Below are 13,978 nucleotides of genomic sequence, written 5' to 3'. Positions count from 1 at the left end.
TGACCGCGGACCCGTTGGCCCCCATCATCGGTCCATGTCCCATCCCGTCCCCCCTGACCGTGCCGATCCGGATTCTGGCCTGCGGGCCGGGAAGGTGATGGCGCGGCTTTATGAACGCCTGCGCGCGCGGGCGGGCAATGACGGCGCGGCCCCTGCGGGGATCGCGCCCGATGCACGGGAACTGGCGCATATCCGCGCGGCGGCGCGGCAGTTCACCATCCATGCCGAACAGTGCCTGCTGGCGCTGATGACCGAGGAACATGGCGAACTGGTGCGCCACAGTGCCGATGCCCTGTCCGAACTGGTGCGGACATGGGTGGCGTGTGGCGTCAACCCCGAGGATGTCTGGATCGAACTGGACCGTCGTACGCGCATGGGCAACCTGTTGCTGGCGTTGAACACGGCCGAACGGCAGAACACGGCCCCCGTCCTGCGCCGTCGCCCGTGGAAGATCCGCACGACCAAACTGCCGTAAGGTCCATCCTGCGCCGCGCATGGAAAACAAAAGAATTTTCTGGCGAGTTTTGTGCCCCTCCCCAAAAGAAGTGCCGCATTTTAAAAGAGGCGACACCAGAGATTTCTATCTTTCCGCCAGCGGTTCTGCCTCTCATCCGCAATGTTGGTCATGCGGGGGATGAATTGATGGTTTTCCCCCTATGAACCGTAACAGGCAGATGGCATAAGCACCCCGGCGGCGGGGCATCGCCATGGGTGCGGACGCCCTGTATTCCCGCCGGAACAGAAGGAACAGCGCGATCCATGGATCGGGTCCATGCCCGCAGCGTGCCTGCCATTGGGGCACGCAGGATTTTTGCCCGGTTGATCCCTCCTCGCCTGTTTTGCGGCGGATGAACTGGATCGACATTGCCTGCCTGTCCATTGTCGGGCTGTCGGCGGTGGTTGGCGCCGTGCGTGGCTTTTCACGCGAAGTGCTGGGCATTGCCGCATGGGCCATGGCGGGCGTCCTGTCTTTAAGCTGGCACGGTTTCCTCATTCCCTATGCCGCGCAATGGATACATACGCCGCTGCTGGCGCGTGCGGCCGCGCTGGGGATAATGTTCATCGCGCTCCTTGTGGTTTTCACCACGACAGCCCATCTGTCGGGTCAGGCCGTGCGTGGTTCCGTCCTGGGTGGAATCGACAGGGCGCTGGGGCTGCTGTTCGGGGTGCTGCGCGGGTATGCGTGCCTGCTTGCACTGTATATGGCGGTGTCTTTTCTCATGCCGCAGGACGCATGGCCCGACGCCATGAATGACAGCCGGATTGTCCCCCTTATCGGCGACAGTACGACGTACCTGTCGCATTTTACGTCCGATTCCATCACACCACATCTTGCGCAACCGGCGCGAACGCGTCATGACGCGCCAATCTGAACCTTCCGCCGGTCCCCGCCGCCGCTGTCCGCCAAGGAAAGATCGCTGATCCATGTCCCGCATCCGCTTCTCCGCCTCGTCCGGTTCTCCCATGCAGGCATGCGCGCCGAACGATGACGTTCCGGCCCAATGGCATGATGATGACAAGCCGCATGAGGAATGTGGCGTCTTTGGTGTATGGAACACCAAGGGGGCGTCGGCGCTGACGGCGCTGGGCCTGCATGCGCTGCAACATCGTGGGCAGGAAGCCACCGGCATCGTGTCCTATGACGGTGAACGTTTCCACACGCACAAGGGCCTGGGCCTGGTGGGTGATGTCTTTGGCGATGCGCAGGTAATGGCAACCCTGCCGGGGCACAGCGCGGTCGGCCACAACCGTTACGCCACCACGGGTGCGACCCTGATCCGTAATGTGCAGCCCCTGTTCGCCGATTTTGAATTCGGTGGCCTGGCCGTGGCGCATAATGGCAACCTCACCAATGCCGAAACCCTGCGCAAGGCGCTGGTGCGCCGTGGCTGCATCTTTCAGTCCACCACCGACAGCGAGGTGTTCATCCACCTGATCGCCATTTCGCTGTATGCCAGCGTGGAAGATCGCCTGATCGACGCGCTCAAGCAGGTGCTGGGCGCGTATTCGCTGGTGGCGCTGTCGCGTGACGCGCTGATGGGTGTGCGCGACCCGCTGGGTGTGCGTCCGCTGATCCTTGGGCAAATCCCTGGTGAGGAGGGCGAAGGCCCGACCTGGGTGCTGGCGAGCGAGACCTGCGCACTTGATATCGTCGGTGCGGAGTTCGTGCGTGATGTGGAACCGGGCGAGATTGTCGTCATCAATGATGAGGGCATTCGCTCCATCCGGCCCTTCAACACCAAGCAATCGCGTTTCTGCGTCTTCGAATATATCTATTTCGCGCGTCCTGATTCCGTCATGGATGGCAAGGCGGTGTATGACACGCGCAAGCAGATCGGCGTCGAGCTGGCCCGCGAAAGCGCGGTGGAAGCGGATGTGATCGTGCCGGTGCCCGATTCCGGCGTGCCGTCGGCCATGGGCTATTCCGTCGCCAGCGGCATTCCCTTTGAACTGGGCATCATTCGTAACCATTATGTGGGCCGTACGTTCATCGAACCCACCGACCAGATCCGCAACCTTGGCGTAAAGCTGAAACATTCCACCAATCGCCCGGTACTGGATGGCAAGCGGGTGATCCTGGTGGATGATTCGATCGTGCGTGGCACCACCTCGCGCAAGATCGTGGACATGGTGCGCGCGGCAGGTGCAAAGGAAGTGCATATGCGCATCTCCTCGCCGCCGACAATGCATTCGTGCTTTTATGGCATCGACACGCCCGAACGTAGCAAGCTGCTGGCCGCACAGCACAACCTTCAGGAAATGGCTGAACTGATCGGCGTCGATTCGCTGGCGTTCATTTCCTTTGACGGGCTGTATCGTGCGCTGGGTTACAAGGACCGTGATGCGGCGTGCAACCGGTATTGCGATGCCTGTTTCACCGGCGATTATCCCATCGAACTGGTGGACTACAACGCTGAACATCCCAACGTCCCGGCGTGATGCCGCCCCTCGTGCGCCGATTGCCTGAAGGGTCGGTCGCACTTGTAACCGGCGCCAGCCGGGGGATCGGGCGCGCGATGGCCTGCGCCCTGGCCGAAGCCGGTGCGCACTGCATCCTTGTGGCGCGGACGGTGGGCGGGCTGGAACGCACGGATGACCTGATCGCTGCGCGCCATGGTGGCGCGGGGGACAGGACGGCGCGGCGGGCCACGCTGCTGCCGATGGACCTTACCGATGGCGCGGCGCTTGATCTGCTTGGCCCATCGGTCATGGCCCGGTTCGGGCGACTTGATATCCTTGTTCATTGTGCTGCGACGCTGGGTGTGCTGACACCTGTGACCCATATGGATGTGGCGGCATGGCAGGACTGCCTTGCCCTGAACACCACGGCGGCATGGCGGCTGATCCGCACGACGGCCCCCCTGCTTGAAGGGGCGGCACATGGGCGTGCCGTGTTCCTGATGGATGCGCATGCCTGTGTCCCCGCGCCCTTCTGGGGTATGGTGGCGGCGTCACGCGCGGCGCAGGATGCGCTGGTGCGGACATGGGCGTGTGAAATTCCGGCAACGTCCGGCCTGCGGGTCAATCTGTTCGATCCCGGAATTGTTGCGACACGGATGCGCAGGCAGGCCATGCCCGGTGGTGATCCCGCCCCCCTGCCGCGCCCGGAACAGGTGGCACGGCAGATCGTGCCCCTGTGCCTGCCCGGTGAAATGCGACACGGACAGCGTATTGTCGCCATGCCTGTTGTGCAGCAGGGCTGATTCCTGGGTTTTTGGGACAGGCCCTGCCATAAATTTCTTTAGAGATTATTTGAAAACAAACCATTGGTAAAAAACAGGAAAAGTTTTTGGGTGTCGCCTTTTTTCAAAAAGGCGACGTCTTCTGAAGCTTTTTGGAAAAAGCTTCACCAAAAACCTTTATAATTTCAGGATGTTATCGCGCCTGATTTTTTAAATTCAAGGCGGCTGTCCGGGGGGACAGGCATTGCAGGATGTGGCCTTGTGGCCTTGTGGTTTTGTGAGGTCATGCGCCCCAAAGGGGGATATTCCTTGGCGGGTTACAGGACAGCGTCCTGAGGAGTGTCACGGGCAAGCATTACGGTTGTGCATTTGGCCGTATCTGGCCCTATACTGCGCCACATGAGCAAGAGCACACCCGCGACGGCTGCCCTCGATGAGGCCGGTGTCGCCTATACGGTTATTCCGTATGAATATGATTCCAGTGCCGATCAGGTCGGCAATCATGCAGCCCAGGCAATCGGGGAACCGCCGGAACGGGTGTTCAAGACCTTGATGGTGGAGGTCGATGGCCGTGGTGCCTGCGTGGTCGTGCCGGTTGCACGCAGTATCAGCATGAAGAAGGTTGCCGCAGCATTCGGTGGCAAGTCCGCCCAGATGATGAAGCCACCCACGGCCGAACGCGCCACCGGGTTCAAGGTGGGCGGCATCAGTCCATTCGGGCAGAAGAAGCAGGCCCCGACCGCCATTGCGCAAGAAGCGCAGGACGAACCCTATATGGTCATCAATGGGGGAAAGCGTGGTCTTCTGGTGCGCCTGTCACCAGAAGACGCAATGCAGGCCAGTGGGGCATTCCCTGCCGACCTGCTGTCGTAACTGCCGCATGCCCGGACAGCAAGTGTGGGGTCATTTATGAAGGGGGCTGGTGACGCTTTTAAACACGCTGTAAAAAGATGTCGCCATTTTGGAAAAGGGCGACATCTGGCCGTTCTTGTGATCCGGTAGTGGATGCTTGGAGAGACTGTTTAAAACGTCAGGCTTGATACCATCCTGAAATCATAAAAGTTTTTGGTGAAGCTTTTTCCAAAAAGCTTCAGAAGACGCCGCCTTTTTCGATCGAAAGGCGGCACCCAAAAACTTTTCTTTTTTATCAATGGTTTGTTTTGAAGCAATCTCTTACTGCTGTTCGCCGCCCTGGTCGTTCATCTGGAACGGTGCGACGGGGTATTTGCCGGACTTTGCGATTTCCTCAGGGTCTTCGTTGGGGCCGGGGATATAGACCGATGGCAGCGTGGTGTTGAGGTGGGTCACGACCTCATTGCTGATATCGAGCGTATTGTCATGCAGCGCCGCAGTACCCGCCTGAAGCACCATCGTCATGCCGCGTGCGCGCGCAATGGCGGAGACGATCTGCTGGATTTCGCGCTGTACCTGGTTCAGGCCGACCTGCGCATCTTCTTCCAGGATACGGTTGCGATTACCGAACTTGGTCCGGTCATCCATGACACGCTTTTGCAGTTCCTGCTGCTGTGCGGGGGTGGGGGCTTTCCCGCTCTTGAGGATACCCTGACGGATGCCCTGCAACTGGGTTTCCTCGGCCCGGACGTCACTGACGAGGGATTCGCGACGGGTGCCAAGTTCCTTTTCGATCTTCTGCACCGCAACCGACTGTCCCATGATCATCTGGGTGTTGAACACACCGATCACGGGCGCCGTGGGACGCACGCCAGCGGGCAGCGGTTTGAATTCCGGCACCGCAGGCATCGGCAGGACCGGCGGCTGCTGGGGCTGGGCCTGTTCCGCGCCGGGGGCCACACCCTGCGCCATCGCCGCGACGGGCGTCACGCTCAGCGCAAGCGCCAGCGTGGCCCAGCGTCCGAACCCTGCCCGCTGACGGGTCGGGGCAAGCCCGGCATTGCGCTTAGCTGTCATAATCCATATCCATGATTGTTCCGCCATCGAATATCTTTGGGTAGCGGATCATATGGCGAATTAACAGCCCCGGCCCCATAAAAAAGCCCCTATAAAAAACATGTCGTTGCGCCATGCGCGGGGCCGACGCGACGGTGGCGGGGCACAGCATGCCCGCCATGGTGTCACAGGCGCCACAACAATGGTGTATGTGACAGGAAGATCACGAACAGCCCGCCGATGAAGGCGATGCGGAACCCACGGTTTGCCCCGGCCTCCAGCAACTGGTCGCGGGTCAGGACCTGCATGAAGGGGTCATACATCCGCCCACGCTGTGTTTCGGGCATGCCGGACAGACGACCGCGCCACTCGTTCCTGTGACGCAACTGCTCGGTGGTGGAAATGTTGACACGTTCATAGAGCGAGGAGACATAAGCATCCAGATCCTCGATTCGGAACATGATTTCACGGGCGTTTTTTACGGCGGCATGGGGACCGGTCCGCACCAGACGCAGGCAGCGCAGGCGAAACGGGGTGATTCCGATATGTTCGGCCGCCTCAGGCATTGAAAGCATGCGCTTGAGGGGAAACATATGAACCGTAGCCTGCGGATCGTCAGAAATGATGGGGCCGGTCATGATATGTGATAAAATCGACCATCATTCCTTGCGGTGTCAAACGGAATATGGCCGTGGCGTAAGGGCTGCGCACATACGACCCATGCAGTGCCCCCCATGGTCCTGCCCGCCTGACCGGACCTTCTGCGGCAGGCTTTGCGGGGCCACGGCGTCGTTCCCCGATGTGGCCCACGGGGCCTAGAACATGTCGGGGGCGATATAAAAACGCAGCCGATATAAAAAACAGGACAAATGCCTTGTATCGCAGATAACATGACATGGGGCTGATGCGGGTCGGCTGATACGGTATGGGGCGATCCTTCTCCGGCCCCTGATATCCAGGTCGTCCCCGATGCGTGCATCGGGGTACGTCATGCAAAGGTGAGGTTACACATGGAACGTCGCATTCGCACCGGACGACTGGAACTCAAACCTGTTTCATGGCGGGACATTGATGACGTGGCACGCCTGAAGGCGAATGCCGGTGCCGTGGGGGTACGCTGCTGCGGTATTCGTTCCCGTGGGCAGAGCGAGGCCGATGTGGCCGCAAGCATCTTCAGCTGGGGCCGCAATGGCGTGGGTATTTTCGCCGTGCGGGAAATGGGCCGTTTTGTCGGAATGGCGGGGGTGCGTCCCGGCGGGGAGGAAGGGGCCTATGAATTCGAATTCGCCCTGTGCCCCACGCGCGCGGGCCGGGGCCTGACGCGGGAGGCCGCGGGCGCCGCGCTGGCTTTTGCGCACGATGCGGGGGTGGAGCGCGTGATCGCCCACGTGCCTGATGGGGACATCATGGGACGTCAGATCATCGGGGGCAGCGGTATGGCCCTGTGCCAGCATTATGCCACGCCCGACGGGCGGCAGATGTTGCTGTATCACAGTGTCCGCCGCCCTGCCGTTATGCCGGGCGTGGCGATTCACTGACGCGACATGGGGGCCATCAACGGGGCTGTGCCGCATTGTTTCAGGAAGGGGCCGTGTCCGCCTGATGCCGCCTTGTGAACACGGCCTATGCCAAAGCTTTCTGGAATTCAGGGATATGTTTCGGGAACGGGGGCGGGTTTCAGGTCGTGGCCTGCCGATTCCATAAGATCCTGAGATGTCAGCCCTGAAACAGGAACGGGGCGGGACATGGTCCCACCCCGCACCAGCGCAGCGCACGATTGCGCGTATTCAGTGATGGTTGGCAAGCTGCTTGGTCAGGGCATGCAGCAGGGCATCGACATTGCCGCCATTGCGCGCGATGTAGGAACTGTAATCCTGCCGTTGCGTCAGGCGCAGGCTGGCGCCTTCGCCCACGACATCCACGACCTTTGGCGCACCGCTGCTTGAACTGATGACCCATTCCGTATTGGCGGCCGGTTGCCCGGGGCGGTTGATGACGGTGGACACCGCAATATCTTCGCCTGAAGGCGTGGCCGGTCCTACGGTAAAGGAAACGCCACGATAATCGCCGATCTTGTCCGTGATGGCGTTGACAAGAACCTGGTGGAACAGTTGCAGGTAATGGGTCTGCTGTTCCGGTGTGGCAATGCGCCAGTAACGCCCGATGCAGTAACGCCCGATTGCATCGACATCGACATTCTGTTCCAGCAGGGGTTCGATCTGCTGTTTCTTCTGCGGCAGGGAAATGTCGTTATTGACGATGGCCACCAGCTTGTTGCCAAAATCATGGACAAACGTGCGGGCCTGCGCACCGCTGTCAACGGCATGGACGGGGGCTGTTACCGACAGGGTGCCGGCTATTGTAAGAAGACCCAGTGCATGGCGACGGGTGAAAGATGTCTGCATCGCTGTGTCCCTGTATGGTTTTTTTTATCTGTTGCTGTACCAATCCGGCACCGTGGCCCGGTGGTCGGCCTTGATGGCCGCGGCCTGCGCCTTGCGCTGCTGCTGATAGGCGCTGCGGATCGTGGCGTAGGGATCAAGCGAATCCTTCAGGACCTGATCGAGCGCATCGACATTGGTGGCCATGCCGTTGATGGTGCCCATGATGCTGTAGGCCCAGTTGAATGTCACCAGCCCATAGCCACGTGGCACGTAGTTCCATGGCGCAAGCCCGACATCAATGCCATACCCGATGCCGTCACGGAAGGAAGATGGCCCCAGCGCGGGCAGGAACAGGTAGGGTCCCGACGGAACCCCCCATGTCGCCATCGTCAGGCCCGCATCATTGTCATGGTGCTTGTAACCGGCATAGGCGGCAACGTCGATCAGCCCGCCAAGGCCTGCCGTCATGTTGATGCACCAGCGCACGAAGGCATCGCCCGCGCGACGGGATTTGCCCGCGCCCACGTCGTTAAAGAACACGACCGGTTCATTCATGGTCTGGTACAGGTTGCCGAACGAATTGCGCAGCGGACGCGGCACGGCCCAGATATATGCCTTGGCAACAGGGCGAAGCGTGTATTTGTTCGCCCACATGGTAATGGCGAAAGCCTTGCGGTTCAGCTTTTCATACCGGTCGTTGGCTTCGTTATATTCCGCCAATGCGTCCGGGTCCTTGGGGGGGGGCGTCGCGCATCCGGCAAGGGCCAGCAGGCCCAGGAACGCACCAGCCACACGCAATGCCGGACGACAGGAAAGCGGGGACGGGCGGGGCGACGAAGAATTCGATCCTGTCTCTGCGCGCATGCTCGTTTCCGCTTCCCTCTGTCTTCTAGGTCCCGGCGGAAGAACGCCGGAGGCTATGTATTTATAAAACCTTGTATGGGCCATGCCCGCTTGCGTCCCTCTCTAGCATGGGATGGCCGTTGTGCAATCCGCAAGCGGGGGATCGAACGGATATTGTGCCTGCATTGCAATGACGACATGGGAGTAAACCGGGTTTTCGTGCCGCCATGCAATGACATCCTATCATGCGATTGTCGCCACGGGTGTGGCCGGGAATCCACATTCGCGCCCGCACCGCGTGATCGGCTCCCCCGCATCTTGGGCCATATTGCCATGCGAGGGGCGCGCGGGCATGGTCACGCGGTATTGAGGCGCCGGCGGCAATCCGCCCGCCCGTTCGGTTCCCGTTCAGCCCCCGTTCAGGCGCGGGGCGATTTCGGGGAACAGGGTGGCAAGTTCCGTGATCTCGCGCCGTGACAGGCCCTCTGCCTTCGGGTCAACCGGCGTCCCCGCCATGACCGCGCGCAACACCCGCAATGCCGGGCCGGACAGCAGGGTTGCATCGCGCATATAGTCGCGAAAGGCCCCGAAGGTCAGGGGCACCCATTTTTCCACCAGGCCAAGGATGGCATCGGCATAGGCGCGGATTTCGTACTGTGCGTGGCTGTCGGCGCGCAGGCGCAGGAAATGCAGCAGGTTCCACAGGTTAATCTGCCAATAGAACTGCGTCATGATATTGACCGGCAGGTTCATCCGCGCCAGTTCGCGCGCGATCGACGGCCGGGTGGGATCGACGGTGCCGCCCGCCGCATCTTCGTTAAGCAGGTCGAGATAATGGTCGTAACACCGCGCCGCGTCGTCACGCAGCAGGTCAAGCACCTGCTGCGCCTGTTCGGGGGGCAGGGTGGTGCCGCGTCCCTGCTTGTTGCTTGCGGACTGCACGGCGATATCCTCGGGGCGGGGGAAGTAGAATTCCTTCTCCAGCACGGAATAGCGCGCGGAATATTCGTTGATGCTTGCGGTGCGGTGGCGGAACCACTGCCGTGTGACGAAAATCGGCGCGCGGACATGCAGCTTGATGACCGCAAGTTCGAACGGGCTGGTATGGCGGTTGCGCATCAGGTAGCGGATCAGCCCCCGGTCGTCGGATGTGCTTTTCGTGCCCTTGCCATATGACACGCGCGCGCCCTGCACGATGCCGTCATCGCCGCCCATGTAATCAACCAGGCGGACGAATCCCGTGTCCAGCACGCTGACGGGTTCGTACATCGCCTCCTCAAGCGCCGGGACGACAAGGCGCCGGGTCGGGGTCCATGCGGCGCGTGCCGCCTCGATTGCCGATTTCTGGTCGTTGGAAAACATGGGCCACCATTCGTGTTCGGGATTTGAGCGTTGCCGCGCATACCATGCCCGGCGTTGTTTTTTCCACCCATCTCCGCATCATCTTGCGCCCGGGTCCCATCCTCCCTATATCTGTTGGTGCCGGAGGGGTTCGCCCCTTGGCTATGGCGATAAACGGCGCGTGGAATAAGTGTTGTGGACCCGGGGGCGGTACCCGGCGTTTCCACCAGTTTTTTCGTGATCGGCGGCCCATCGGGCCTTCGCATCCGAAAGATGGGAACGAAACAGGCTCGACACGCATGGTAAAGACCCGCCTTTTGCCCGGCATTGTACCGCCGTTATCGGGCTAAACATACAAGTGCCAATGATAACACTGAGGTGCTCGCTGTCGCTGCATAAGCGATAAGCGCGGTTCGGGGGGGCACCGGGCAACAGAAGCCCCCTCACTTTGCCGCTGTTCATTATACCCCTGCTTAACTTTACCCCTGTCCACACAGGTCGGCGCCGCCCTGGTGTCCCTGCCCATGGCCCTGTCAGGCCACGTGGTCGCCCTGACCCGCCTTGCAGCCCCGTTCGTGCGCCTATCTGCTTCGTGAAGGTGATCGCGCCGCATGCTCCCTTGTCTTGAGGCAGGGTTTGACGCACAGCTTGGTGCTGTGGCACGGCGTGGTCTGAACCCGCATGTCTGATAAGGTCGGCCCGCGAATCCGGGGCCGCCGTTACGGAGAAGCCCGAATGTCCGATGATCACGACGAGGAAAATGGTTTCGAGACCAGCATTCCCGACAGCCTCCTGCCCTATGACGACTGGATCGAGGACGCGTATCGCGATGTGATGCTGCGCGCCTTTGAATATGTCGTAACGGAAGGGGGCCTGCCTGGTGATCATCATTTCTATCTGACATTCCGCACCGACTGGCCCGGCGTGGAAATGCCCGAACGCGTGCGCGCGCAGTATCCGCACGAAATCACCATCGTCCTGCAGCACCAGTTCCATGGGCTGAAGGTCGATCGTGCGGCGGGCACGATTTCCGTCAGCCTTGCCTTTGGCGGAGTGCCTGCGACGCTGGTGATTCCGGTGGCGGCGATTTCTGCCTTTGCCGATCCGTCGGTCAAGCTGCCCCTGTCCTTCCGCGTGCCTGAACACCCGCCACAGCCCGCCCCTTCGGCCGAGATCCATAATGTTTTCGGACAGGGACAGGGACAGGGGCCGCGCGCGCCGCAACCCGAACAGGAGGCGCACGCCCCCGGTGCGCAGGACGCGACCCCCACATCGGCAGAGGAAACGCAGCCGTCCTCGCCACAGGTCGTAAGCCTTGCCGCATTCCGCAAGCGGGGTACCGAACCGGGCTGAGCCACATTTTCATCCGGGCGCCCGGATGGGGCCGGGCGCCCTTGCCATAAAACCGTCACCTGGAAGCAATCCGGGGGCATCCATAAAGGCAGGAGACCGTCCGTTGAACACCACTACACCCACCAGGGCCGCAAAACCGGCCGCCAAGCCCTTTGTCTATGGGCCGCTATTCCCGCTTCATGACGACGATACACCGTGGAAGAAGCTGGAGATCGAGGGGGTCACGACCTCCGTGCTTGGCGGGCGCACGGTCGTGCATGTCCGGCCCGAGGCGTTGCGCGAACTGGCCGCGCGCGCCTTCAATGACGTTGCCCACCTGCTGCGCCCGGCGCATCTGGCGCAGCTTGCCAAGATCCTGAAGGACCCTGAGGCGTCGGATAACGACCGTTTCGTCGCTCTCGACCTGCTCAAGAACGCCTGCATCGCCGCTGGTGGCGTGCTGCCGATGTGTCAGGATACCGGCACGGCCATCATCTATGGCAAGAAGGGGCAGCGCGTCTGGGTCGATGGTAACGAGGAGGAGGCGTTCTCCCACGGGGTGTACGACACCTATACCCGCACCAGCCTGCGCTATTCGCAGATGGCGCCGCTGTCGATGTTCCAGGAAGTCAATACCGGCACCAACCTGCCGGTGCAGTTCCATATCTCTGCCACGCCGGGTGATTACCATGCGGAACAGATGGACCTGATGTTCGTCGCAAAGGGGGGCGGGTCGGCCAACAAGTCATTCCTGTTCCAGGAAACCCGCGCCCTGCTGGCAAGCGAGGAACATTTGCTCACATGGCTTGATGGCAAGATCCGCGCGCTTGGCACCTCCGCCTGCCCGCCCTATCACCTTGCGGTGGTGATCGGTGGCATGTCCGCCGAACAGACGCTGGAGACGGTGAAGCTGGCGTCCACCAAGTGGCTTGATACACTCCCGACCGAAGGCAGCGCGCTTGGTCATGCGTTCCGTGATGTCGATATGGAGCAGAAGATCCATAAGCTGAGCCAGCGGCTGGGCATTGGTGCGCAGTTCGGGGGCAAGTATTTCTGCCATGACGTACGTGTCGTGCGCCTGCCGCGCCATGGGGCGTCGCTTCCGGTGGGAATCGGGGTTTCATGTTCTGCCGACCGGCAGGTCAAGGCCCGCATCACCGCCGATGGCGTGTTTCTGGAACAGCTTGAGACAGACCCCGCACGCTTCTTGCCTGAAACAACGGACGCGCATCTGGGCGGGGAGGAAGTCGCCATCGACCTGAACCAGCCGATGGACGAAATCCGCAAGAAGCTGTCGCAGTATCCGGTGCGCACGCGCCTGTCGCTGACGGGGACGATGGTGGTGGCGCGTGACATCGCGCATGCCAAGTTCCGCGAACGCCTGGAAAAGGGCGAGGGCCTGCCGCAGTACCTCAAGGACCATCCCGTTTATTACGCCGGTCCCGCCAAAACGCCGGAGGGCATGCCCACCGGGTCGTTCGGGCCGACCACGGCGGGGCGCATGGACAGTTATGTCGCCATGTTGCAAAAGGCGGGCGGGTCATATGTGATGCTGGCAAAGGGTAACCGGTCCAAGGCCGTGCGCGATGCGTGCAAGGAATATGGCGGGTTCTATCTCGGGTCTGTTGGTGGGCCTGCGGCGCGTCTGGCGCAGGACTGCATCCGCAAGGTCGAGGTGCTGGAATATCCCGAACTGGGCATGGAAGCGGTCTGGAAGATCGAGGTCGAGAATTTTCCGGCCTTTATCGTTATCGATGACAAGGGTAATGATTTCTACGATGGGCTGACGGGCTGAGGAATCGGTTCGTCATGACCTGTCGGGTTTGATAACCGGAGGCTGCGCGCCATGCGTTTTACCGTCGATCGACTGGACCATCTCGTTATCACTGTCCGGGATCTGGAAATCTCGTCCTCGTGGTATCAGCGTGTCCTGGGCATGGAACGGGAAGAGTATGGCCGCAACAACCGCACGGCCCTGAAATTCGGTGGGCAAAAGGTCAACCTGCGTCCCCATGGGACGCAGGGATGGACCACGGCGCAGGACGCGCTGCCGGGGACAAACGACCTGTGCTTCATCACTGCCGTCAGCAGTACTGATGTGGTGGAACACCTGGAACAGTGCGGTGTACGCGTGACGGAGGGACCGGTCGCGCGCCTTGGCGCCTTGGGGCCTGTGACCTCGGTTTATTGCGAAGACCCCGATGGGAACCTGATAGAGATCGCCTCCTATCAGGGCTGAGGCGTTTTGCGGCAGACGGTCTGCGCGCTGCGAAGTGTCTTGGGAACAGAGGTTTCTGGCGCGTGCATTATCCGGAACTGCCGTGCCTGTTGGGGTTTTTGATAAGAGATTGTCTGAAAACAAATCATTGATAAAAAACAGGAAAAGTTTTTTGGGTGCCGCCTTTCGATCGAAAAAGGCGGTGTCTTCTGAAGCTTTTTAGAAAAAGCTTCACCAAAAATCTTTATGATTTCAGGATGTTATTGATC

General features: G+C 60.9%; 15 protein-coding genes and 1 other RNA gene. 10 read left to right on the top strand and 6 right to left on the bottom strand.

Annotated features, from left to right (window positions below; all coding sequences use genetic code 11):
* Nucleotides 1-34 precede the first annotated feature (34 nt).
* From FYB92_RS00740 to ybaK, 5 genes are all read left to right on the top strand, one after another.
* Nucleotides 35-475: a hypothetical protein gene (locus tag FYB92_RS00740; protein ID WP_075595685.1), complete on the top strand. Its 441-nt coding sequence runs from the start codon at nt 35-37 to the stop codon at nt 473-475.
* Nucleotides 476-707: 232 nt separating this feature from the next.
* On the top strand, nt 708-1,373 hold the full coding sequence (locus FYB92_RS00735; RefSeq protein ID WP_231106309.1) for a CvpA family protein: 666 nt from the start codon (nt 708-710) through the stop codon (nt 1,371-1,373).
* A 91-nt stretch (nt 1,374-1,464) separates the two neighbouring features.
* Nucleotides 1,465-2,940: an amidophosphoribosyltransferase gene (gene purF, locus FYB92_RS00730; protein ID WP_062809753.1), complete on the top strand. Its 1,476-nt coding sequence runs from the start codon at nt 1,465-1,467 to the stop codon at nt 2,938-2,940.
* Nucleotides 2,940-3,704: an SDR family oxidoreductase gene (locus FYB92_RS00725; protein ID WP_332828027.1), complete on the top strand. Its 765-nt coding sequence runs from the start codon at nt 2,940-2,942 to the stop codon at nt 3,702-3,704. Before purF ends, FYB92_RS00725 begins: the two co-directional genes overlap by 1 nt.
* Nucleotides 3,705-4,082: 378 nt before the next feature.
* A complete protein-coding gene (gene ybaK / locus FYB92_RS00720) occupies nt 4,083-4,556 on the top strand; it encodes a Cys-tRNA(Pro) deacylase (RefSeq protein ID WP_040510370.1) in 474 nt (157 codons plus the stop codon).
* Nucleotides 4,557-4,856: 300 nt separating this feature from the next.
* Here ybaK and FYB92_RS00715 read toward each other — a convergent pair whose 3' ends face one another.
* Genes FYB92_RS00715 through FYB92_RS00705 form a run of 3 tightly spaced genes read right to left on the bottom strand, consistent with a single transcriptional unit; the run spans nt 4,857 to nt 6,229 of the window.
* On the bottom strand, nt 4,857-5,612 hold the full coding sequence (locus FYB92_RS00715; RefSeq protein WP_048859121.1) for an OmpH family outer membrane protein: 756 nt from the start codon (nt 5,610-5,612) through the stop codon (nt 4,857-4,859).
* A complete protein-coding gene (locus FYB92_RS00710; protein ID WP_159107960.1) occupies nt 5,602-5,772 on the bottom strand; it encodes a hypothetical protein in 171 nt (56 codons plus the stop codon). The genes FYB92_RS00715 and FYB92_RS00710 overlap by 11 nt, the downstream gene beginning before the upstream one ends.
* Before the next feature lie 4 nt (nt 5,773-5,776).
* Nucleotides 5,777-6,229, bottom strand: a complete 453-nt coding sequence (locus FYB92_RS00705) for a hypothetical protein (RefSeq protein ID WP_003617230.1) — start codon at nt 6,227-6,229, stop codon at nt 5,777-5,779.
* 372 nt (nt 6,230-6,601) lie between these two features.
* Here FYB92_RS00705 and FYB92_RS00700 point away from each other — a divergent pair, with 372 nt between their 5' ends.
* Nucleotides 6,602-7,129, top strand: a complete 528-nt coding sequence (locus tag FYB92_RS00700; protein WP_062808491.1) for a GNAT family N-acetyltransferase — start codon at nt 6,602-6,604, stop codon at nt 7,127-7,129.
* A 249-nt stretch (nt 7,130-7,378) separates the two neighbouring features.
* On the opposite strand, the gene FYB92_RS00695 is transcribed toward FYB92_RS00700, so the two are convergent.
* The 3 genes from FYB92_RS00695 to thyX all read right to left on the bottom strand — a co-directional run bounded on the left by FYB92_RS00695 (nt 7,379) and on the right by thyX (nt 10,180).
* The gene (locus tag FYB92_RS00695; RefSeq protein WP_192265140.1) at nt 7,379-7,996 is read right to left on the bottom strand and encodes a phospholipid-binding protein MlaC; all 618 of its coding nucleotides are present in this window, start codon (nt 7,994-7,996) and stop codon (nt 7,379-7,381) included.
* Between the two features lie 24 nt (nt 7,997-8,020).
* On the bottom strand, nt 8,021-8,839 hold the full coding sequence (locus FYB92_RS00690) for a VacJ family lipoprotein (protein ID WP_003617235.1): 819 nt from the start codon (nt 8,837-8,839) through the stop codon (nt 8,021-8,023).
* Between the two features lie 387 nt (nt 8,840-9,226).
* Entirely contained in the window at nt 9,227-10,180 is a 954-nt protein-coding gene (thyX, locus tag FYB92_RS00685) for an FAD-dependent thymidylate synthase (protein ID WP_003617238.1), read from the bottom strand.
* A gap of 79 nt (nt 10,181-10,259) precedes the next feature.
* Between thyX and ssrA the strand changes: the two genes are divergently transcribed.
* The 4 genes from ssrA to FYB92_RS00665 all read left to right on the top strand — a co-directional run bounded on the left by ssrA (nt 10,260) and on the right by FYB92_RS00665 (nt 13,730).
* Nucleotides 10,260-10,607: a transfer-messenger RNA gene (gene ssrA, locus FYB92_RS00680) on the top strand.
* 287 nt (nt 10,608-10,894) lie between these two features.
* A complete protein-coding gene (locus FYB92_RS00675; RefSeq protein WP_003617242.1) occupies nt 10,895-11,512 on the top strand; it encodes an SspB family protein in 618 nt (205 codons plus the stop codon).
* Nucleotides 11,513-11,615: 103 nt separating this feature from the next.
* Nucleotides 11,616-13,286 (top strand): fumarate hydratase, encoded by a 1,671-nt coding sequence (locus tag FYB92_RS00670; protein WP_003617245.1) that lies wholly within the window; start codon nt 11,616-11,618, stop codon nt 13,284-13,286.
* A gap of 51 nt (nt 13,287-13,337) precedes the next feature.
* Complete coding sequence (locus FYB92_RS00665; protein WP_332828026.1) at nt 13,338-13,730, top strand: VOC family protein; 393 nt, start codon at nt 13,338-13,340, stop codon at nt 13,728-13,730.
* Nucleotides 13,731-13,978: the final 248 nt, after the last annotated feature.

It is taken from the genome of Novacetimonas sp. GS1 (genome assembly GCF_036686925.1).
GTDB lineage: Bacteria > Pseudomonadota > Alphaproteobacteria > Acetobacterales > Acetobacteraceae > Novacetimonas > Novacetimonas hansenii.
This window is presented reverse-complemented; position numbering and strand designations above follow the sequence as displayed.

What these genes read in the sequence shown, in the direction of transcription:
- FYB92_RS00710 (WP_159107960.1), bottom strand. Translation starts at nt 5,772, where the DNA reads ATGGCGGGCATGCTGTGCCCCGCCACCGTCGCGTCGGCCCCGCGCATG.
- FYB92_RS00675 (WP_003617242.1), top strand. Translation starts at nt 10,895, where the DNA reads ATGTCCGATGATCACGACGAGGAAAATGGTTTCGAGACCAGCATTCCC.
- FYB92_RS00705 (WP_003617230.1), bottom strand. Translation starts at nt 6,229, where the DNA reads ATGACCGGCCCCATCATTTCTGACGATCCGCAGGCTACGGTTCATATG.
- FYB92_RS00665 (WP_332828026.1), top strand. Translation starts at nt 13,338, where the DNA reads ATGCGTTTTACCGTCGATCGACTGGACCATCTCGTTATCACTGTCCGG.
- thyX (WP_003617238.1), bottom strand. Translation starts at nt 10,180, where the DNA reads ATGTTTTCCAACGACCAGAAATCGGCAATCGAGGCGGCACGCGCCGCA.
- FYB92_RS00690 (WP_003617235.1), bottom strand. Translation starts at nt 8,839, where the DNA reads ATGCGCGCAGAGACAGGATCGAATTCTTCGTCGCCCCGCCCGTCCCCG.
- FYB92_RS00700 (WP_062808491.1), top strand. Translation starts at nt 6,602, where the DNA reads ATGGAACGTCGCATTCGCACCGGACGACTGGAACTCAAACCTGTTTCA.
- FYB92_RS00695 (WP_192265140.1), bottom strand. Translation starts at nt 7,996, where the DNA reads ATGCAGACATCTTTCACCCGTCGCCATGCACTGGGTCTTCTTACAATA.
- FYB92_RS00715 (WP_048859121.1), bottom strand. Translation starts at nt 5,612, where the DNA reads ATGACAGCTAAGCGCAATGCCGGGCTTGCCCCGACCCGTCAGCGGGCA.
- FYB92_RS00725 (WP_332828027.1), top strand. Translation starts at nt 2,940, where the DNA reads ATGCCGCCCCTCGTGCGCCGATTGCCTGAAGGGTCGGTCGCACTTGTA.
- ybaK (WP_040510370.1), top strand. Translation starts at nt 4,083, where the DNA reads ATGAGCAAGAGCACACCCGCGACGGCTGCCCTCGATGAGGCCGGTGTC.
- FYB92_RS00735 (WP_231106309.1), top strand. Translation starts at nt 708, where the DNA reads ATGGGTGCGGACGCCCTGTATTCCCGCCGGAACAGAAGGAACAGCGCG.
- purF (WP_062809753.1), top strand. Translation starts at nt 1,465, where the DNA reads ATGCAGGCATGCGCGCCGAACGATGACGTTCCGGCCCAATGGCATGAT.
- FYB92_RS00740 (WP_075595685.1), top strand. Translation starts at nt 35, where the DNA reads ATGTCCCATCCCGTCCCCCCTGACCGTGCCGATCCGGATTCTGGCCTG.